Source organism: Bradyrhizobium sp. CCGB01 (assembly GCF_024199795.1).
Taxonomy (GTDB): domain Bacteria; phylum Pseudomonadota; class Alphaproteobacteria; order Rhizobiales; family Xanthobacteraceae; genus Bradyrhizobium.
Genome location: NZ_JANADK010000001.1, coordinates 1,030,107 through 1,050,074 on the forward strand (window position 1 = coordinate 1,030,107; position 19,968 = coordinate 1,050,074).

The following is a 19,968-nucleotide window of genomic DNA, read 5'->3' on the forward strand; positions in this document are numbered from 1 at the left end:
GAGCACCGAACCGGCTGCTCCAGGATGCAGCCGGTTCGGCGGGGCGGATCGGTCTCGGCGTGCAGCCGGGCAATGCATGGACAGCGCCGACACCATCCGCCGACACAATGGACCGAGGTGGCGTTCGTTCCCGGCCGACCGGCGGTTTAGGGAAAGAATGGTAACATGCGACGAGGGGCAGCTTGGGAGCGTTGGCCAGAGCCGAAACGCGTCGGGAAAAATAGGAACATTTTCTCGCGCCCGCCGTTTTCGCCCTTGACGATTTCGTGACAGGCGACGAAAGCTTGCGGGAACAGTTTTGGCGGGTCGGCGACCCGCACGAGGCAAACCGGGTCTGCACATATCAACGACAGACCTTCCAAGAGAGGGGCTGCGGCGTCGCCGCAGCCCTTTTTCGTTGAGCGGCGCACAGGCGGAAGCGGTTTCCCGATCCCGCAAAACACTTTATGGTGGCCCAACGCCTCTGGCTGTTATCAAGTAGTTTCGTGAAATCAAAGGCTTATGGATCTGGCTCAGGGCCGGCCGGCCTTTGGAGGGCAGTTTGACTCGCTATATCTCGACCCGGGGCGAGGCCCCAGAACTCGGCTTCTGTGACGTGATGCTGACCGGGCTTGCCCGCGACGGCGGCCTGTATGTGCCGGCGACCTGGCCGCAGCTCTCGACGGATGCCATTGCCGGCTTCTTCGGCCGCCCCTATTGGGAGGTCGCGGTCGACGTGATCCGCCCGTTTACAGGCGGCGAGATCACGGATGCCGAACTCGGCCGCATGGCCAATGAGGCCTATGCCACCTTCCGCCATCCGGCGGTGGTGCCGCTGCGCCAGATGACGCCGCATCAGTTCGTGCTGGAGCTGTTCCACGGCCCGACGCTCGCCTTCAAGGATGTGGCGATGCAGCTGATCTCGCGGCTGATGGACCACGTGCTCGCCAAGCGCGGCCAGCGCACCACCATCGTGGTCGCGACATCAGGCGACACCGGCGGCGCTGCGGTCGAAGCCTTCGCAGGGCTCGAGAATGTCGACCTCATCGTGCTGTTTCCGCACGGCCGCATCTCCGAGGTGCAGCGGCGGATGATGACCTCGACGGGCGCGGCCAACGTCCATGCGCTCGCCATCGAAGGCACGTTCGACGACTGCCAGGCGCTCGTGAAGGGGATGTTCAACAACCATCGCTTCCGCGATGCGACCGCGCTCTCCGGCGTCAATTCCATCAACTGGGCGCGCATCGTCGCCCAGGTGGTCTATTACTTCACCTCCGCCGTTGCCGTCGGTGCGCCGGCGCGCACGGTGGATTTCGTCGTGCCGACCGGCAATTTCGGCGACATCTTTGCCGGCTATGTCGCCAAGCGCATGGGGCTGCCGGTGCGCACGCTGCGCATCGCCGCCAACGTCAACGACATCCTGGCGCGCACGCTCAAGACCGGGATCTACGAGGTGCGCGAGGTGCACGCCACGGCGTCGCCCTCGATGGACATCCAGATCTCCTCGAATTTCGAGCGGCTGCTGTTCGAGGCCGGCCGGCGCGATGCGGCTGGCGTGCGCCGCCTGATGGACTCGCTGAAGCAGTCGGGGCGCTTCGTGCTGCCCGACGCGACGCTGGCGGCAATCCGTGAAGAGTTCGACGCCGGCCGTGCCGACGAGACCGAAACTGCGGCTGCGATCCGCGCCGCCTGGCGCGAGGCGGGCGAGCTGGTCGATCCCCACACCGCAGTCGCGCTTGCCGTCGCGGACCGCGATACCACCGACACGACGGTTCCCAGCATCGTGCTGTCCACCGCCCATCCGGCCAAATTCCCCGATGCGGTCGAAGCGGCCTGCGGCCAGCGGCCGCAACTGCCCGCCTGGCTCGACGGTCTGATGGCCAAATCCGAACACATGAAGGTGATGAAGAACGATCAGGCCGAGGTCGAGCGGTTCGTGCTGTCGGTCAGCCGCGCCGCGAAACAGGGAGTTGCCGGATGAGCGTCGAGATTTCCAAGCTTGCCTCCGGCCTGACCGTCGTCACCGACAAGATGCCCCATCTCGAGACCGCGGCGCTCGGCGTCTGGGCCGGCGTCGGCGGGCGTGACGAGAAGCCGAACGAGCACGGCATCTCGCATCTGCTCGAGCACATGGCGTTCAAGGGCACGACCAAGCGCACCTCGCGCGAGATCGTCGAGGAGATCGAGGCGGTCGGCGGCGACCTCAATGCCGGCACCTCGACCGAGACCACGTCCTACTATGCGCGGGTGTTGAAGGCCGACGTGCCGCTCGCGCTCGACGTGCTCGCCGACATCCTCGCCAATCCTGCCTTCGAGCCCGATGAGCTCGAGCGCGAGAAGAACGTCATCGTGCAGGAGATCGGCGCGGCGCAGGACACGCCCGACGACGTCGTGTTCGAGCATCTCAACGAGCTCTGCTATCCCGACCAGCCGATGGGCCGCTCGCTGCTCGGCACCGCCAAGACCTTGCGCGCCTTCAACCGCGACATGCTGCGCGGCTATCTGTCGACGCATTATCGCGGTCCCGACATGGTGGTGGCGGCAGCCGGCGCGGTCGATCACAAGCAGGTCGTCGCCGAGGTTGAGCGGCGCTTTGCGAGTTTTGAGGGGACGCCGGGTCCGAAGCCGCAGGCAGCCCAGTTCGGCAAGGGCGGCGCCAAGGTGGTGCATCGCGAGCTCGAGCAGGCGCATCTGACGCTGGCGCTGGAAGGCGTGCCGCAGAGCGATTTGTCGCTGTTCTCGCTGCAGGTCTTCACCAACATCCTCGGCGGCGGGATGTCGTCGCGGCTGTTCCAGGAGGTGCGCGAGAAGCGCGGCCTGTGTTACTCCATCTACTCGTTCCACGCGCCCTATACCGACACCGGCTTCTTCGGCCTCTACACCGGCACCGATCCTGCCGACGCGCCGGAGATGATGGAGGTCGTGGTCGACATCATGAATGATTCGGTGGAGACGCTGACCGAGGCCGAGATCGCGCGGGCCAAGGCGCAGATGAAGGCGGGCCTCTTGATGGCGCTAGAGAGCTGCTCCTCCCGCGCCGAGCAGCTTGCCCGGCATGTGCTGGCCTATGGCCGGCCGCAGACGGTCGAGGAACTGGTGGCCAGGATCGACGCGGTCAGCGTCGAATCAACCCGGGATGCGGCGCGTGCACTGCTTTCGCGGAGCCGCCCTGCAGTTGTTGCATTGGGCAGTGGCAGGGGTCTGGACACGGCGGTGTCTTTTGCGGAAGGATTGACCCGGGCACGTGCCAAGGCGCGGTTGCATTAGGAGCCGCGCACGGGCTGATTTGCCCCGGGAAGCATCACCATGGCCCTCTTTCGCCTGCCATCCAGTGGACCCGCCGCCCTCGCGCCGCGCGGCAATGGGCTCTTGCTGCGCGCACCGCAGATGTCGGACTTTCTGCAATGGGCCCATTTGCGCGAGACCAGCCGCGACTACCTCACGCCCTGGGAGCCGATCTGGCCGTCGGACGATCTGACCCGCTCGGGCTTCCGCCGGCGCCTGCGCCGCTATTCCGAGGACATCGCCGCGGACCGCTCCTATCCGTTTCTGATCTTCCGCGAGCTCGACAGTGCTATGGTCGGTGGCATCACGCTCGCCAATGTGCGCCGTGGCATCGTGCAGGCCGGCACCATCGGCTATTGGGTCGGCAAGCCTCATGCCCATCGCGGCTACATGACGGCGGCGCTGCGGGTGCTGCTGCCGACGCTGTTCGGCGAGCTCAATCTGCACAGGGTCGAGGCCGCCTGCATCCCCACCAATGCGCCGTCGATCCGGGTGCTGGAGAAGTGCGGTTTCTCCCGCGAGGGCCTGGCGCGCCGCTATCTCTGCATCAACGGGGTCTGGCAGGACCATCTGCTGTTCGGCCTGCTGCACGAGGATTTCCGCGGCTGAGCCCCTCCATTCATGTGACCAAAGTCTCTCTGGTCTTGCCTTGGGTTCGCCGATTTTGACGATATAACGCGCATTCCCGGCCGGCGATCGGCCGGATAATTGTCATGGAGTACGGGCGTTGATGGTGCAGGAGCTTCGGTCATCGCGGAATGCGTTGCGGCGGGGAACGGGCATTGCGCTGGCGCTGTCGGTCGTGCTCGCCACGGTCTCGCCGGTGGCGGCCCAGTCGCTCACCGACCGCTTCAAGAGCCTGTTCGGCGGCAAGTCTGACGAGCCCGAGCCGCCAAAGCCGGCACCTGCGCCCGGTCAGCCGGCCGAGGACGACCTCGATTGCCCGCAGGTCACGGTGCGCGCGGGAGCCTCGACCTACGCGGTTGGCGCCGCCGGCAAGCCAGCCGCCGGCAATGAGATCCGTTTCCAGGCCTCCATCACCAAGATGGCGCGCGAATGTACCCGCAGCAGCGCCGGCATCACGGCCCGGATCGGCATCCAGGGCCGCGTCATCGCCGGTCCTGCCGGTGCGCCTGCCACCGTCGAGGTGCCGTTGCGTATTGCCGTCGTGCACGGCGGCGTCGGCGAGAAGGTGATCGCCTCGAAGGCCTACCGGACCACGGTCGAGATGACCGAGGGCGGCAGCGTGCCCTTTACCTTCATCGCCGAGGATCTGGCCTATCCGGTGCCCCCGGCCAAGGATGCCGATTCCTACATCTTCTATGTCGGCTTCGACCCGCAGGCGCTGTCACCCGAGCCGAAGGCGCGGAAGAAGAAGTAGGCGCGAGGTTGCGCGGTAATCTCAGCCGTCATTGCCCGCGAAGGCGGGCAATCCAGTATTCCGAGGCAGCGAGGCTGGAATCGAGAAGCTGCGGCGTACTGGATCACCCGCCTTCGCGGGTGATGACATCCGATATGTGGCTACAGATCGCCAAACAAAAAAGCCGGCGCTCATCGCGCCGGCTTTTTGATTGATGAAGGCGAAACCCTCAGTTCAGCTTCTGCCGGACCTCGGTGATGCCCTTGGCGAGCAGATCGTCGGCGACCTGACCCTTGACCGACTGCGACAGGATCGTGGAAGCGGCCTGGACGGCGGCTTCCGCGGCTGCGGCGCGAACATCGGCCAGCGCCTGGGCCTCGGCGAGCGCGATCTTGCTCTCCGCGGTCTTGGTGCGGCGGGCGACGAAGTCTTCCATCTTCGCCTTGGCCTCGGTCGCGATGCGCTCGGCTTCGGACTTGGCGTTGGCGATGATGTCGGCAGCCTCGCGCTCGGCCGTGGCACTGCGCGCCTTGTAGTCGGCGAGCACCTTGGCCGCTTCCTGCTTGAGGCGCGTCGCGTCGTCGAGCTCGGCCTTGATGCGGGCGGCACGATGATCCAGCGCCGTCATCGCCGACTTGAAGACCCCGAGATAGCCGAACACGACCATCAGGATCACGAAGGCGATGGCGACCCAGGTTTCAGGATCGAAGAACATCTCGACTAACCTTTCAGGGACGCATCGACCGCGGCATTGACCGACCCAGCGTCGGGAACGACGCCGGTGAGCTGCTGCACGATCTGACCTGCCGCATCGGCCGCGATGCCGCGGACGTTGCTCATGGCGGTGGCGCGGGTCGAGGCGATGGTCTTCTCCGCCTCGGCGAGCTTGGCCGCCAATTGTTCTTCCAGCGCCTTGCGCTCGGCTTCCGCCTGCGCATTCGCCTTGTCGCGGGATTCGTTGCCGATCGCCTGTGCCCGCGTGCGCGCCGAAGCGAGCTCGCTCTCATAGGCCTTCAGCGCCGCGTCGGACTGATCCTTCAGCTTCTGCGCTTCGGCGAGGTCACCCTCGATCTTGTTCTGACGTGCCTCGATCGCACCGCCGACGCGCGGCAGAGCGAGCTTGGACACGATCACGTAAAGCAGGACGAAGAAGATCGCGAGCGACACCAGCTGTGAAGCGTAATTGCTGCTCTCGAACGGCGGAAACCCGCCACCGTGGTGACCACCGTCAGCCTCGGTGTGAGCGCCCGCCGCCGGACCTTTTGCGCCGCCATGACTTTCAGCCACGGAGTTCTCCTGTTGCGGTCACACGCGCCGTTCCAATGGAATGGAACGGCGCGAAAAACGTCGTCCTCAGAGCGGAACGAACAGCAGCAGCAGCGCGATCAGCAGCGAGAAAATGCCGAGCGCTTCGGTCACGGCGAAGCCGAAGATCAGGTTGCCGAACTGGCCCTGAGCGGCCGAGGGGTTGCGAACGGCTGCGGCGAGGTAGTTGCCGAAGATCACGCCCACGCCGACGCCCGCGCCGCCCATGCCGATGCACGCGATGCCCGCGCCGATAAGTTTTGCTGCTGCCGGATCCATTTTAGACTCCTTGGAAGAAAGATTGGGTTGTGGGTGGAAATTCCCCGGACCGTTCAGTGTCCCGGATGAATGGCGTCGTTCAGGTAGATGCAGGTCAGGATCGCAAACACATAGGCTTGCAGGAACGCGACCAGAATCTCGAGCGCGTACAGCGCGACCGTGAGGGCCAGCGGCAGCACGCCGCCGACCCAGCCGAGGGCGCCGAGCGAGAAGCCGAGCATGGCGACGAAGCCCGCGAACACCTTCAGCGCGATGTGGCCGGCCAGCATGTTGGCGAACAGACGGACGCTGTGGGAGACCGGCCGCAGGAAGAACGACAGGATCTCGATGAACATCACCAGCGGCAGGATGTAGCCGGGGACGCCGTGCGGCACGAAGATCGAGAAGAACTTCAGGCCGTTCTTGGCGACGCCGTAGATCAGGACGGTGAAGAAGACCAAAAGCGCAAGCGCTGCCGTCACGATCAGATGGCTCGAGATCGTGAAGGTGTAGGGGATGATGCCGACCAGGTTCGAGACGCAGATGAACATGAACAGCGAGAAGATCAGCGGGAAGAACTTCATGCCTTCCGCGCCGGCCGTCGAGCGGATGGTCGAGGCGACGAATTCGTAGGAGATCTCGGCGACCGACTGGAGGCGCCCGGGAACCAGCTGCGTGCCGCTGGCGAGCATCAGGATCGAGATGATCGCGACCGCCACCAGCATGTAGAGCGACGAATTGGTGAAGGCGATCGTGTGATTGCCGATATGGCCCAGGGTGAAGAGAGGCTCGATGTTGAACTGGTGGATCGGGTCGATTTTCATCAGCGCGGCATCTCTTGGTCTGCCGGGCAATGCCGGCGGGTCTCGGTCTGCCGGCCGGGCCGGCCCGTACCGGCAAGGCCGGTACGATCATTCCTCTCTTGGTGCGGATCGCTTAGGAACCACCGCGCCTGTTTTGACCCGCGCCTGCCGTTCTCACCACGTTCACCACGCCGGCCACGAAGCCCAGCAGCAGGAACACGATAAATCCGAAAGGCGACGTCGACAGCAAGCGGTCGAACCCCCAGCCAATCCCCGCTCCGACGACGACACCGGCGACCAACTCGGAGGATAACCTGAAGCCAAGCGCCATCGCCGAGGCTCTGGCCGCTCTGTCTTCACCGTCACCTGCGGGTTGCTCGGTCTTGATCCGTCGGTCCCGGAATTCGGACAACCGTTGATCTAGATTTCCGAGCCGTTCGGAAAGCGCAGCTTCCTCGGGCGATCTATCGCGATCTCCATTCTCGCCGTGCCCCGTGCCCTGTGTCATGCAACGAAGACCCGAAACGCCGCGGCTGAATGGAAATTACGCCCGCCACCCTCAAAAGCCGCGCGGACCATACTGATGGCCCATAATCAAGTCAAGCCAAGTCACGATTGCGTCGCTTTCTGTTATGTGGCTGATTTATTTGATGATATTGGCGCGCGCGGCAGCGCTGCACACAGCGTGACGCCGCACCGCAGCAGCTCTCCTCATGATCGGCGAATACGACCGCCATTTCACCTTGCTGACGGGATCAAAGCGATTGTCGCGATCGTTGATACCGGTGGCGCGTTTTAGGCGGCAGATTGCCTCGCCGGGGTGTAGAATTTGAAGGGAGCAGCAGCGCCATGGTGGAGAGCGCGATGAGACCAGCGAATTCATCCACAGCGTCATGGCTCGCAGCGGCGGTATTCGCCGGCGCGATGACCATCAGCGGCGGCCTGGCTGCCGCACAGCCCGCGCCCGACAGCGAAAACGGCCGCTACAGCATGACGCCCATCCCCGAAGGCGTGCTGCGGCTCGACACCCGCACCGGCACGGTATCGACCTGCGCCAAGAACGGCGCCGGCTGGGCCTGCTATGCGGTACCCGACGAACGTACCGCGCTCGACGCCGAGATCGGCCGGCTCCAGGCAGAGGTCGAGAAGCTGAAGGGGCAGCTCGCGGCGGGGCCGACGGTGTCGGGCAAGATCGACGAGGCGCTACCGAAAACCGATCCGCTCAAGAAGCCGGAGCCGCAAGCACGAGAACCAAAGGTCACCGAGGGCGACCGCAAGATCGAGATCCCGCTGCCGAGCGACCAGGATGTCGATCGCGTGATGTCGTTCCTGGAAAAGGCCTGGCGCCGGCTGATCGACATGGCCAACCGCGTGCAGAAGGACGTATCGGGGAAGATTTAGCGCATGGCGAGCTGTCGTAGGGTGGGCAAAGCGGAGCGTGCCCACCAATTCATGTAATGGAATCGAGATGGTGGGCACGGCGCTACGCGCCTTTGCCCACCCTACGGCAGCTTTCGATCAGGCGAGACCTTTCATGACATCAGCCAAATCCGTCACGCGCTCGGCGCCAACGTCGGTGCAAGCCACCACCATCGCATCGTCGCTGCTCACCGTGCAGACGCCTGGCCGCGGCTTCACCGATCTCACCAGCGAAGCTGCGAAGTTCACCAATGAGGTTCACGCGCGCGACGGCGCGCTGACGCTGTTCATCCGTCACACCTCGGCGTCGCTGACGATCCAGGAGAACGCCGACCCGTCCGTGCTGGTCGATCTCACCACGGCACTGTCGCGGCTCGCGCCGGAAGATGCCGGCTGGACCCACGACACCGAAGGGCCCGACGATATGCCCGCGCATATCAAGACGATGCTGACGGGGGCCTCGCTTCAGGTCCCCGTCCTGAACGGCAAGCTCGCGCTCGGCACCTGGCAGGCGATTTATCTGATTGAGCACCGCAAGCGCCCGCACCGGCGCGAAATCGTGCTGCAATTCATCGGCAGCAATCAGTAGAGCGCTTTCGAGCGAAGTGGATACCGGTTCGCGTGAAGAAAACGCGTCAAGGCAAGAAGCTCTAGCTCGCAAAACAAAACCGGCCGCGGAGACCGCGGCCGGTTCGTGTTGTCGATCGGTGCCGTCGATCAGGTCGCCTTGATGTCGACGTCCTTGGTCTCGGGCAGGAAGAAGAAGCCGATCACGACAGTAATCGATGCGAAGATGACCGGATACCAGAGACCTGCGTAGATATCGCCGGTCGAGGCCACGATGGCGAAGGCCGTCGCGGGCAGGAGGCCGCCGAACCAGCCGTTGCCGATGTGGTAGGGCAGCGACATCGAGGTGTAGCGGATCCGGGTCGGGAACAGTTCGACCAGCATCGCGGCGATCGGGCCGTACACCATGGTGACGAAGATCACTAGGATGAACAGCAGCCCGACGACCGCGGCCACCTGCGGACGGAAGATGTCGAACGGATGCGACATCTTCACGATGCCCGCATCGCCCGGCTTCGGATAGCCCGCCGCCTGCACGGCGGCGAGGAGCGCCGGATTACCGTCCTTGGCGTTGGCGTAGGCAACTTCCTTGCCGTTGACCATCACCTTCACGCCGGAGCCGGCCGCGCCGGGAGAGGTCGTGTACTTGACCGACGATTGCGACAGGTAGGCACGTGCGGTGTCGCAAGGCGCGCTAAAGACGCGGGTGCCGACCGGGTTGAACAGGTCGCCGCAGCCTGCGGGATCCGCCACCACGTCGACCTTGACCGATTCGATCGCCTTTTCCAGCGCCGGGTTGGCGTTGGTGGTGATCATCTTGAAGATCGGGAAGAAGGTCAGCGCCGCGATCAGACAGCCGCCGAGGATGATCGGCTTGCGGCCGATCTTGTCGGAGAGCACGCCGAACACGATGAAGAAGCCGGTGCCGAGCAGCAGCGACCAGGCGATCAGCAGGTTGGCGGTGTATCCGTCGACCTTCAGGATCGATTGCAGGAAGAACAGCGCGTAGAACTGGCCGGTGTACCAGACCACGCCCTGGCCCATCACGCCGCCGAGCAGCGCGAGCAGCACCAGCTTGCCGTTCTGCCAGTTGCCGAAGGCTTCCGTCAGCGGCGCCTTCGAGCTCTTCCCCTCGTCCTTCATCTTCTGGAAGATCGGGGATTCGTTGAGGCGGAGACGGATCCAGACCGAGATGCCAAGCAGCAGCACCGAGACCAGGAACGGAATGCGCCAGCCCCAGGCCGCGAAATCGGCTTCGCCGGTCGCGGTGCGGGTGAACAGGATCACCAGCAGCGACAGGAACAGGCCGAGCGTCGCCGTCGTCTGGATGAAGGAGGTGTAGTAGCCGCGCTTGCCGTTCGGCGCATGCTCCGCGACGTAGGTCGCCGCACCGCCATACTCACCGCCGAGCGCCAGGCCCTGGGCGAGACGCAGCGCGATCAGGATGATCGGGGCCGCGATGCCGATGGTCGCCGCATTGGGCAGCAGGCCGACGATGAAGGTCGACAGGCCCATGATCAGGATGGTGACGAGGAAGGTGTATTTGCGGCCGACGATATCGCCGACGCGGCCGAACACGATCGCGCCGAACGGACGCACCAGGAAGCCCGCGGCGAAGGCCAGCAGCGCGAAGATGTCGCGGGTTGCCGGCGGATAGGCCGAGAAGAACTGCGCGCCGATGATGCCGGCCAGCGAACCGTAGAGGTAGAAATCGTACCACTCGAAGACGGTACCGAGCGAGGAGGCGAGAATGACGAATCGTTCGTCCTTCGTCATTCCTCCCGCGCCTGTCTGAGACACAGCCATTGTCGACATGTTGAGTCGCTCCCCGAAATGCGTTTCCTCGCGCCCTGGATGTCCGGTCATGCCGGATCAACCCAGGTCTTGCCCGCAAGGTAACATCGGCGTGAAACCCGCCCCAATACGACTTTCGGCCTTGCGCACTGACGCGCACCTGACACAGCGGGCCTGCAATCCGGCACGATCGCGCTAGACCGCGGGTTAACCCCATTCCCGCAAAGGGATAATGCCCACTTGCATGCCACGTCTGGGCGGGAAAGAATTGACCAAGGCCCCGGGCCGGCTTACTGGCCCGGTGTGAATGCCAGCAAGAGAACGATGAGCGCTCCTTCGACCCATCTCGTCATTGCCGATGACCATCCGCTGTTCCGCGATGCATTGCGGCAAGCGGTGGCGGGCGTCCTGACCTCGGCCAGGATCGACGAGGCCGGATCGTTCGAGGATCTCACAAAGTTCCTGGAACAGACATCCGACGTCGATCTGGTGCTGCTCGACCTCTCGATGCCCGGGATCTCCGGCTTTTCCGGCCTGATCTATCTGCGTGCGCAATACCCTGCCATCCCGGTGGTGATCGTCTCGGCCTCCGACGACAGCGCCACGATCCGCCGCTCGCTCGATTTCGGCGCCTCCGGTTTCATCCCGAAGCGATTCGGCGTCGAGACCTTGCGCGATGCGATCCTCAAGGTGATGGAGGGTGACGTCTGGGTTCCCGCCGACACCGACCTGTCGGCCGCCGCCGACCCCGACATGACGCGCCTGCGCGACCGCCTGGTGACGTTGACCCCGCAGCAGGTCCGGGTCTTGATGATGCTGTCGGAGGGCCTCCTCAACAAGCAGATCGCCTATGAGCTCGGCGTCTCCGAAGCCACCATCAAGGCGCATGTCTCGGCGATCCTGCAAAAGCTCGGCGTCGAGAGCCGCACGCAGGCCGTGATCGCGGCGGCCAAGATCGCCGGCGGCCAGTGGAAGCAGGGCACCCCGACAGGGTGAGGGCCGTGTTCGGCCTGTTTCGTCAAATCCATGTCTTGCAGGGAATCTCGCGTCGCGCGTGTTGCGTTGCGACATTCATTTGATACAACCTCCGCGTCGAATGGAATGTCGTGTCGGAGCAGGGGCGTGGGGTTGGAATGGAATGCGCGCGATCTCGTTGATTGCGCGCTGGTGCCGGAGTGGGTGGATCACCAACCCTATCGCTTTCCAATCCCTGACACGGAAGTCTCCTGCATAGCGAGCGGCGCGTGCCGCCTGCTGTGCGACATTCAAACCGATCTGAGCACGAACACCGTAGCCTGGCATTACCGGGCCGCCCACCGCGTGCTGACCCGCGAGGGCGCTGAGCGGGTGGCGCATTTCGTGGTGGACTTCGACCCCGGCTATCAGCGCCTCGAAGTGCATTTCATTCGCGTCGTCCGCGGAGCCGAGCGCATCGAACATGCTCGGCCCGAGGCCTTCCAGATCCTGCGCCGGGAGAGCAATCTCGAACGTCTGGTGTTCGACGGACACCTGACCGTGTCGCTGCTGGTACCCGATGTGCGGATCGACGACATCGTGGAGTTCAGCCTCACGATCTACGGCGGCGTGCCGGTCCTGAAGGGCAAATATCAGTCGTGGATCAATTTTGATCGCGCCAATCCGTTCTATGAGATGCGCCAGCGCTTGCGCCGGCCGATCGCGCGCAATGTCAGCTTCAAGAGCTTCAACGATCCGCCGCAGTCGCAAGTCAGCGCGATCGACGGGATCGAGGATCTGCGATGGCAGCTGATCGGCCAGAAGCGCAGCGAGCCGGAGGACATCACTCCGCCATGGGTTCTTCTGAACCCCTCGCTGCAATTGAGCGAGTTCGAGAGCTGGAACGAGGTGGCCTCGCTGCTATCACCCCATTACGAGGCGGAAGGTCTTCCCGACGCGCTAGCTCAGGAAATCGACCGCATAGCGCGGGAATACGCCGAGCCGAGCGAGAGAGCGGCCGAATGGCTGCGCTTCGTGCAGCGGGAGCTCCGCTACTTTGCCTTCTCCGTCGGCGAGGGTGGCCTGACTCCACGGCCGGTCGAGACCATCTGGAGCACGCGCTTCGGTGATTGCAAGGATGCATCGACACTCTATGTGGCGGGCGCACGCCGGCTGGGCCTCGATGCCTGCGCCGCACTGGTCTCGACGACCCATGGCTACGCGCTCAAGGATTTCCTCCCGAGCGCAGCTGTCTTCAATCATTGCATCGCGCGTCTGCGGCTCGACGGGCGGAGCTATTGGCTCGACCCGACGCTGCCGATGCAGTGCGGCCGCTTGCAGGACATCTATCAGCCGCATCCCGGCTGGGGATTGCCGCTCACGCAGGAGACGGCCGAGCTGGAACGGATGGGAAGCGAAGAGCCGGTCCAGATCGTTCATTGGGAGGACGAGATCGCGCTGGGCCCAAGGCGCGACTCGCCCGCCACCGTGGACCGAACGATCGACTTCACGTCCTGGTATGCCGACGGGATGCGCAACCGGTTCGCCAATGAAGGCACCGGCGGCTACGTCGACGCCATGCTGAAGGAATGGCAATCCGTTTGGCCTGGAGTGACCAAGGCGGCGCCAGCCGAGGTCCACGACGATCGCGCCCGCAACACGATTACGGTCGTGCTGAAGCTCACGATTCCAAGCGGCTGGCAGCCGGGCAGCGCCGGCGCGCCGCTGGTATTTACCGTTGCGGACATGGCGACGAACCGCGAGCTTCATCCGCTGGTTCAGTCGCGCCGCGAGGCAGACATCTTCCTCGCGCGGCCGCGCAAGATCACCAACATGCTGAGATTGAACATGCCGCGCCGCTGGCTTGGTGACGGCTGGTCGCGCAATCTGGAGGCACGCAATATCAATTTCGTTGATCGCCTTATGGTTCGCGGGCGAGTCATGACCAGCTACCGCGAACTGACGGTTCATGGATGGTCTTTGCCGGCCGCCGGGATGGACGCGTACAACGAGGTCGCCAAGAAGCTTCAAGAGAACTTGCTGTTGATCGAGGGATCCGAACTATTCGGCAGGATACGGCCGAACATGGGCGCGCGCGGCTGGGCCATTCTTGCAATCCGGTGGGTGGCAGGCAGCCTCTGGGGCGTATTTGTGCTCTTTTACCTCCTGCGTGCATTTTACTTCTTTCATCATTGACCACGCAGAGGCGGATGTGCCGGGTCTGGTACGGCCTATTTGTTCTCCAGAAGCTCGTTGGCCATCCTGATATCCGCCGTCTCCGAGCCCTCGGCAAAACCTTCGAGGGCCGATTGAACCAGTCGCTTCGCTTCCTCGCGGCAACCGCGTTTGGCGAGTAGCTGGGCGAGATCGATCGCGGTCCGCAGCTCCCAGGCCTTCGCGCCTTTGCAGCGGCTCAATTCCAGTGATTGCCTGAAGTGGGCTTCTGCCTGCTCAGCCTCGGGCTGCGGGAGCGACAAGAGGACCTTGCCCTTCATGCGCAGCAGCTCGGGCATGTAGAGATGATCGCCGCCTTGCTCGACGAGGCGGATCGCGTCGTCGATCAGGCGCGCGCTCTGCTCGATCTGCCCGAGCGCCAACAGGCCATGCACAAGTGCGATGTTGAAGGTCGTGGTGAGCAGCTCGTAGCCGGCGTCGTGGAGCTCGCGCAGGCAGGCCCGTATCGTCTCGACGCCGCCCGCGGCATCGCCGCGCCGGATCGCCAGCTCGCCTTTGACGCCTCGGCCGACCGCGAGATAAGGGCCCATCGAGCGCAATTCGGCATGGGCGATGAAGCGGTCGATGTTCTCTTCCGCACCGTCGAGATCTCCACCCCAGAGATCGATCGAGACCGCCCAGATCAGCGCGATGCAGAGCGTGATCGGATGGTCCATCTGCGCGGCCTCGGTGACCGTCTGCAGTGCCAGCTGCCGCGCCTCCGCAGGTCGTCCCTGTAGCCAAAGCTCGCGTGCGAGCGAGATGCCGGCCCGGTTGCGGTGATCGAAGCCGTAGACCGTGCTGATCCGCTCCGTGCCCGGCCCGTGCCAGGCGGCTTCCAGCATGCCCAGTGCGTCGCGATGCTCGCCGGCCAGATGCAAGGAGACGCCCAGCAGCGAATGGGCGAGGGCGATGGAGGCGGCGTCGCCGAGCGTCTCGGCAACCACAAGGCTCTGCTGTGCGTAACCGAGCGCGGCGTCGAACTGTCCCATCCGTTCGTGGAAGATGTGCATGCGGCCGAGCAGCTGGAGCTGGTTCGGCGCGTCGCCGCGCGCTTCGGCGATCGCAAGGCTCCGGCTCAGGGCGGCACGCGCAGCTTCGCTGCCGCCGCGCGTGAACATCAAGGTCAGTCCGAGCGCGGCCTGGATGTGCATCTCCTCGGCGCTGCCGCGCGCGGGCGGGTCAAGGGCGAGCAGCGCCCGCTCCGACCAGCGCCGGCATTCGATCAGCAGCGACATCGCGAGAAAGATGGGAGCTGCCGCGGCGGCGAGCGCAATGCCGATGCCGACATCGCCCTCCGTGCCGAAGCACCACTCCAGCGCGGCGCGCACGTTGTGAAGCGCGGAGAAATGGATCGCGCGTTCGTCGGCGCTCGGCACCGTCGCCCACGTCGTGCCGGCCTGCTCCAGCCATCGCCGGTAGTAGGTTGCGTGGCGGCCAGCGAGCGCGGTCTCGTTCGGCTCGATCTCGAACAGATAGGCGCGCGTCGTGTCGAGCAGACGGTAGCGCATCATGGCGCCGATCGGCCGCGGCGCGACCATCGACTTGGCGACCAGGCTGTCGATGGCATCGAACAGGCGCGACCGGTCGACGCGCTCGTCCGGCACGATCTCGAGCGCGGCGTCGATGGTGAAGTGACCGGCGAAGACGGCAAGCCGCCGCACCACGAGGCGCTCTGTATCGGACAGGAGCCCGTAGCTCCAGTCCAGCGTCGCCTGCAAGGTCTTCTGCCGCGGCGGCGCGGTGCGCTGGCCCTGCCAGAGCAGATTGAGGCGTTCGTCCAGCAGTGCGGCTGTTTGTTCCAGGCCGTAGGCCTCGACCCGGCCGGCGGCGAGCTCGATTGCCAGCGCCATGCCGTCGAGCTTGCGGCAGATCCCGGCGACGATCGTGGCATTGGCATCGTCCAGCGCGATCTGCGCGCCGCCGGACATGGCACGTTCGAGGAAGAGTTGTAGCGCGGGATAGCTCTGCGCGATGGCCGCGGTCAGTCCGGGATTGTCGGGCGGAACGGCCAGCGGCGCCAACCGATAGACCTGCTCGCCCTCGACGCGCAGGGCTTCGCGGCTCGTTGCGAGGATGTGAACATTCGGCGCGGCGTGGAAGATTTCTGCCGCAAGCGGCGCCGCGGCGGCGACGACATGTTCGCAATTGTCCAGGATCAGCAGCATCCGCTTGTCCCGGAGATGGGTGAGCAGCGCGGGCAGGGGATCGTCGGTCTGCGCCGGCAAGCCCAGCATCAGCAGGATCGAGGTGATCACGAGGTCGGGATCGCTCAGAGCAGCAAGATCAACAAAGTGTGCTGCGTCGGAGAAGGTCTCGAGCAGATCGTGAGCGATCGCCACCGCAACGGCGGTCTTGCCGACGCCGCCGGGGCCGACGATCGTCACGAAGCGCGACGAGATAAGCCTGTCCGAGACCGCGGCGACGACGTCGTCGCGCCCGACCATCCGTTGCAAACGGTTAGGTAGTTTTACGGGCGGCAATTCCGCTCGCGGCGTGGGGCGCCGCTCTGCCTGGATTTCTCTCTGCGCGATCGGCGCCACGAAGCAATAGCCGCGGCCTGACAGAGTCGTGATGTAGCGGGCGCCGTCCTTGCCGTCGCCGAGCGCCTTGCGAAGCGCTGCGACCTGAAAGCGCAGATTGGCTTCTTCCACGGTGACGCCGGGCCACACCAGCGCCATCAGATCCCATTTACCGACGACCTGGTTCGGCCGCGACATCAGCGCGATCAGCGTGTCGAAGGCTTTCGCGCCGAGCGGCAGCGCCACGCCGTCGCGCGTCACAAGTCTTTCGTGCGGAGTCACGGTGAACGGCCCGAACGACAGGGTTCCCGTTGCGGCGCCGGCCGGCTCGATCATGGCGAATTCTTGGTCCTTTCACAGGACCCGATAGCCAGATGATGGCGATCCGGCAAGGCCGTCCCTGCATCGGCATCAGACCGCAGATGCAGGCCTCGTGAGGGACTGTAAGCCGAGGCCTCACAACTTCTCACAAGTCACAACGGGTGTCCTGCGGCGGCCGCTGATAATCAAATGCGCGACGGCAAGGAGACCTTCATGACGCAAGCGGCAAAAATACTTTACACGGCGCGCACTCACACCAGCGGCGGACGCCAAGACGGCACGTCCCGCAGCTCGGACGGCCGGCTTGATGTGCGGCTCTCGCCGCCCGGCGGCGCAGGCGTCGGCACCAATCCCGAGCAATTATTCGCGGCGGGCTGGTCGGCCTGCTTCGAAGGCGCGATGGAAAAAGCCGCGCGCAAGCGGAAGATCGATCTTCCCAGGAAATGCGCGGTCGATGCGGAGATCGATCTCGTGCTCGACGAGAACGCCTATTCGCTCCGGGCACGCCTCAATGTCAGCCTGCCGGGCCTCGACCCCGAGATCGCGCGCGGCATCATCGATGACGCGCATCAGACCTGCCCCTATTCCAAGGCCGTTCGCGGCAACATCGACGTCACGGTTGCGCTGATCTGACGCACCACATCCTCCCAACCATCAACAGGGTAACATCATCATGAAGCAGATTATCGACCAGCATCGTCGCAAGTTTTTCGGCATCGCCGCGGGAACCGTCGCCGTCGGACTCGGCGCGATCGACCTCGCCCGTGCCGAGACGGACGCGCCGCGCTCCCAGGCATCGAACGCGTCCTTCGGCGCGATCAAGCAGATCGATGCCGGCGTCCTCAACGTCGGCTATGCGGAAGCGGGTCCCTCGAACGGCCCGGTGGCGATCCTGCTGCACGGCTGGCCCTACGACATTCACGCCTTCGTCGACGTTGCGCCGATCCTGGCAAAGGCCGGCTATCGCGTGATCATCCCTTACCTGCGCGGCTATGGCACCACGCAATTCCTCTCCGGCGAGACGCCGCGCAACGGCGAGCCTGCCGCAATGGCCGTCGACATCATCGCGCTGATGGACAAGCTCGACATCAAGAAGGCGGTCGTCGCCGGCTTCGACTGGGGCGCACGCACGGCCGACGTCATCGCCGCGTTGTGGCCGGATCGCTGCCGCGCATTGGTGTCGGTCAGCGGCTACCTGATTTCCAGCCAGGCCGCCGGCAACGCGCCGCTGCCGCCGTCTGCCGAGTTGCAATGGTGGTACCAGTTCTACTTCGCGACCGAGCGCGGCCGCGCCGGATACGAGAAATACACGCACGATTTCGCCAAGCTGATCTGGAAGCTCGCCTCGCCGCAGTGGAAGTTCGACGACGCCACCTTCAACCGGAGTGCCGCGGCGCTCGACAACAAGGATCATGTCGCGATCACGATCCACAATTACCGCTGGCGGCTCGGGCTCGCCAAGGGCGAAGCCAAATACGAGCATATCGAAAAGAAGCTGGCCGAAACCCCCGTCATCAGCGTGCCGACGATCACGATGGAAGGCGACGCCAATGGCGCGCCGCATCCCGAGCCGAGTGCCTACGCCAAGAGGTTCTCCGGCCGGTACGACTTCCGCCTGATCACCGGCGGCATCGGGCACAATCTGCCGCAGGAAGCGCCGCAAGCCTTTGCCAAGGCCGTCATCGACGCCGACGGCGGCGCCTGAGGATTTTGTCTGCCCCGGTCCGGCCTCGCTGGACCGGGGATCATCCGTCGATCCGAGCTTGTTGAAAAATCATGACCCCAACTGCACCTGAAAAGAAGAAGTTCGCATTCTCCACGGTGATCATTCTTGCCGTGGTCCTCCTCGTCGTTGTGCTGACTTGCGTTCCATACCTCGCCACGATCGTCTTGGCCCAGACGTCCGCGGAGCGCGCAACGGCCGATGCCTCACCAATCTTCGGTGTCACGATTCCCGCCGGCTACAAGCAGTGGGAGCTGATCGCACCGGCCGAGGAGGCGGCGCCCCTCGACGAGCTTCGCGCCGTCGTCGGCAACCAGACCGCGATCGATGCCTATCAGGCCGGCAAGCTTCCGTTTCCGGACGGTACCGTTCTGGTCAAGCGCGCCTGGAAGCGGAAACAGTCGCCCGAGTTTGTGTCCGCGACGATTCCCGGTGCTGCCACCACGGTCCAGGTGATGGTCAAGGATTCCAAGAAATACGCCTCGACCGGCGGCTGGGGCTTTGGCCGCTTCATCAACGGCAAGCCGGTCGACGAGGCCCAGCATCGCACCTGTTGGGGCTGTCACGAAGCCCGCGCCAAGAGCCGCGACTACGTCTTCACGCGGCTCGCGCCGTGAGCCGTACGGAGCGCACCATGTCGAAGATCTGGTTCATCAGTGGCAGCTCGCGCGGGCTGGGCCGCGCCATCACCGAAGCGGCGCTCGCGGCGGGAGACCGCGTGGTTGCGACGGCGCGGGACATCAAGCCGCTCGAAGCGCTGCGCGAGCGCTTCGGTGGAAGCCTGCGGCTCGCAACGCTCGACGTGACCGACGAGGTCGCGGCGCAGGCGGCCATTGACCTTGCCGTGGATGCGTTCGGCGGCGTCGATGTGGTCGTGAACAATGCCGGCTATGGCGATCTCGGATCGGTCGAGGACACGAGCCTGGCCTCGTTCCGTCAGCAGATCGAGGTCAATCTGCTCGGCACCATCATCGTCACGAAAGCGGCGATCCCCGTGCTGCGCCGGCAGCGCCGCGGGCATATCGTGCAATTCTCATCCGTCGGCGGGCGGATCGGAGCCCCCGCACGCGCGGCCTATTCGGCTGCGAAATGGGGCATCGAGGGTTTTTCGGAATCGCTGGCGCGCGAGATGGCGTTGATCGGCGTGCACGTCACGATCGTCGAACCCGGCGGCTTCCGTACGGGCTTTGCGCAGGCCGCGCATGCGACCGATGAAGGCCGCGCGGAATACGATGCGGTGGTTGGCGCTGCCGTCAGGATGCAGCGGGATTACGATGGCCGCCAGCCGGGTGCTCCGGCGAAGGCTGCGACCGTCGTGTTGAAGCTCGTCGACATGGAGCATCCGCCGCTCCGGATCGCGCTCGGCAGCGACGCCGTGAATGCCATCGCGGCGACGGACCGGCAACGCCTCGAAGAGCTCGAGAGGTGGCGCGCGCTGAGCGTCTCGACCGACTACTGACCGCG

At 64.8% G+C, this 19,968-nt stretch carries 20 protein-coding genes; 13 read left to right on the top strand and 7 right to left on the bottom strand.

Annotated features, from left to right (window positions below; genetic code table 11):
* Positions 1 to 541: 541 nt before the first annotated feature.
* From thrC to NLM25_RS04630, 4 genes are all read left to right on the top strand, one after another.
* Positions 542 to 1,960 carry a threonine synthase gene (thrC, locus tag NLM25_RS04615; RefSeq protein WP_254115449.1) on the top strand — a complete coding sequence of 473 codons (1,419 nt, stop codon included), beginning with the start codon at positions 542 to 544 and terminating at the stop codon, positions 1,958 to 1,960.
* The gene (locus tag NLM25_RS04620) at positions 1,957 to 3,246 is read left to right on the top strand and encodes a pitrilysin family protein (RefSeq protein ID WP_254115451.1); all 1,290 of its coding nucleotides are present in this window, start codon (positions 1,957 to 1,959) and stop codon (positions 3,244 to 3,246) included. Before thrC ends, NLM25_RS04620 begins: the two co-directional genes overlap by 4 nt.
* Positions 3,247 to 3,285: 39 nt before the next feature.
* The gene (locus NLM25_RS04625; protein WP_254115453.1) at positions 3,286 to 3,873 is read left to right on the top strand and encodes a GNAT family N-acetyltransferase; all 588 of its coding nucleotides are present in this window, start codon (positions 3,286 to 3,288) and stop codon (positions 3,871 to 3,873) included.
* A 121-nt stretch (positions 3,874 to 3,994) separates the two neighbouring features.
* Positions 3,995 to 4,645 (top strand): hypothetical protein, encoded by a 651-nt coding sequence (locus NLM25_RS04630; protein ID WP_254136216.1) that lies wholly within the window; start codon positions 3,995 to 3,997, stop codon positions 4,643 to 4,645.
* Between the two features lie 208 nt (positions 4,646 to 4,853).
* Here the strand turns inward: NLM25_RS04630 and NLM25_RS04635 are convergent, their stop codons facing one another.
* The 5 genes from NLM25_RS04635 to NLM25_RS04655 form a co-directional block, all read right to left on the bottom strand.
* Positions 4,854 to 5,339, bottom strand: coding sequence for an ATP F0F1 synthase subunit B (locus NLM25_RS04635; RefSeq protein WP_254115457.1), 486 nt, complete (start codon positions 5,337 to 5,339; stop codon positions 4,854 to 4,856).
* A 5-nt stretch (positions 5,340 to 5,344) separates the two neighbouring features.
* Positions 5,345 to 5,911 (bottom strand): F0F1 ATP synthase subunit B, encoded by a 567-nt coding sequence (locus NLM25_RS04640; RefSeq protein ID WP_254115459.1) that lies wholly within the window; start codon positions 5,909 to 5,911, stop codon positions 5,345 to 5,347.
* A gap of 66 nt (positions 5,912 to 5,977) precedes the next feature.
* Positions 5,978 to 6,208 (bottom strand): F0F1 ATP synthase subunit C, encoded by a 231-nt coding sequence (locus NLM25_RS04645; RefSeq protein ID WP_007599451.1) that lies wholly within the window; start codon positions 6,206 to 6,208, stop codon positions 5,978 to 5,980.
* A gap of 53 nt (positions 6,209 to 6,261) precedes the next feature.
* A complete protein-coding gene (locus NLM25_RS04650) occupies positions 6,262 to 7,011 on the bottom strand; it encodes a F0F1 ATP synthase subunit A (RefSeq protein ID WP_007605089.1) in 750 nt (249 codons plus the stop codon).
* Positions 7,012 to 7,123: 112 nt separating this feature from the next.
* Positions 7,124 to 7,498, bottom strand: coding sequence for an AtpZ/AtpI family protein (locus tag NLM25_RS04655; RefSeq protein WP_254136217.1), 375 nt, complete (start codon positions 7,496 to 7,498; stop codon positions 7,124 to 7,126).
* Between the two features lie 75 nt (positions 7,499 to 7,573).
* Here NLM25_RS04655 and NLM25_RS04660 point away from each other — a divergent pair, with 75 nt between their 5' ends.
* From NLM25_RS04660 to NLM25_RS04670, 3 genes are all read left to right on the top strand, one after another.
* Positions 7,574 to 7,789: a hypothetical protein gene (locus tag NLM25_RS04660; protein WP_254136218.1), complete on the top strand. Its 216-nt coding sequence runs from the start codon at positions 7,574 to 7,576 to the stop codon at positions 7,787 to 7,789.
* Positions 7,790 to 7,854: 65 nt separating this feature from the next.
* Positions 7,855 to 8,391: a hypothetical protein gene (locus NLM25_RS04665; protein ID WP_254136219.1), complete on the top strand. Its 537-nt coding sequence runs from the start codon at positions 7,855 to 7,857 to the stop codon at positions 8,389 to 8,391.
* A gap of 133 nt (positions 8,392 to 8,524) precedes the next feature.
* Complete coding sequence (locus NLM25_RS04670; RefSeq protein ID WP_254136220.1) at positions 8,525 to 8,998, top strand: secondary thiamine-phosphate synthase enzyme YjbQ; 474 nt, start codon at positions 8,525 to 8,527, stop codon at positions 8,996 to 8,998.
* A 128-nt stretch (positions 8,999 to 9,126) separates the two neighbouring features.
* On the opposite strand, the gene NLM25_RS04675 is transcribed toward NLM25_RS04670, so the two are convergent.
* Positions 9,127 to 10,752 (bottom strand): MFS transporter, encoded by a 1,626-nt coding sequence (locus NLM25_RS04675; protein WP_254115475.1) that lies wholly within the window; start codon positions 10,750 to 10,752, stop codon positions 9,127 to 9,129.
* A 342-nt stretch (positions 10,753 to 11,094) separates the two neighbouring features.
* On the opposite strand from NLM25_RS04675, the gene NLM25_RS04680 reads away from it, so the two are divergent.
* Both NLM25_RS04680 and NLM25_RS04685 read left to right on the top strand, forming a co-directional pair.
* Positions 11,095 to 11,766 carry a response regulator transcription factor gene (locus tag NLM25_RS04680; protein WP_212485604.1) on the top strand — a complete coding sequence of 224 codons (672 nt, stop codon included), beginning with the start codon at positions 11,095 to 11,097 and terminating at the stop codon, positions 11,764 to 11,766.
* 126 nt (positions 11,767 to 11,892) lie between these two features.
* Complete coding sequence (locus NLM25_RS04685) at positions 11,893 to 13,920, top strand: DUF3857 domain-containing protein (RefSeq protein WP_254136221.1); 2,028 nt, start codon at positions 11,893 to 11,895, stop codon at positions 13,918 to 13,920.
* Positions 13,921 to 13,955: 35 nt separating this feature from the next.
* Here NLM25_RS04685 and NLM25_RS04690 read toward each other — a convergent pair whose 3' ends face one another.
* Positions 13,956 to 16,796: a winged helix-turn-helix domain-containing protein gene (locus tag NLM25_RS04690; protein ID WP_254136222.1), complete on the bottom strand. Its 2,841-nt coding sequence runs from the start codon at positions 16,794 to 16,796 to the stop codon at positions 13,956 to 13,958.
* A 198-nt stretch (positions 16,797 to 16,994) separates the two neighbouring features.
* Between NLM25_RS04690 and NLM25_RS04695 the strand changes: the two genes are divergently transcribed.
* From NLM25_RS04695 to NLM25_RS04710, 4 genes are all read left to right on the top strand, one after another.
* Complete coding sequence (locus NLM25_RS04695) at positions 16,995 to 17,414, top strand: organic hydroperoxide resistance protein (protein ID WP_254124141.1); 420 nt, start codon at positions 16,995 to 16,997, stop codon at positions 17,412 to 17,414.
* A gap of 40 nt (positions 17,415 to 17,454) precedes the next feature.
* Positions 17,455 to 18,486, top strand: a complete 1,032-nt coding sequence (locus tag NLM25_RS04700) for an alpha/beta fold hydrolase (RefSeq protein WP_254136223.1) — start codon at positions 17,455 to 17,457, stop codon at positions 18,484 to 18,486.
* A gap of 71 nt (positions 18,487 to 18,557) precedes the next feature.
* Entirely contained in the window at positions 18,558 to 19,121 is a 564-nt protein-coding gene (locus NLM25_RS04705) for a cytochrome P460 family protein (RefSeq protein WP_254136224.1), read from the top strand.
* 17 nt (positions 19,122 to 19,138) lie between these two features.
* Positions 19,139 to 19,963 (top strand): SDR family NAD(P)-dependent oxidoreductase, encoded by an 825-nt coding sequence (locus NLM25_RS04710; protein ID WP_254136225.1) that lies wholly within the window; start codon positions 19,139 to 19,141, stop codon positions 19,961 to 19,963.
* The last annotated feature ends 5 nt before the right edge of the window (positions 19,964 to 19,968 follow it).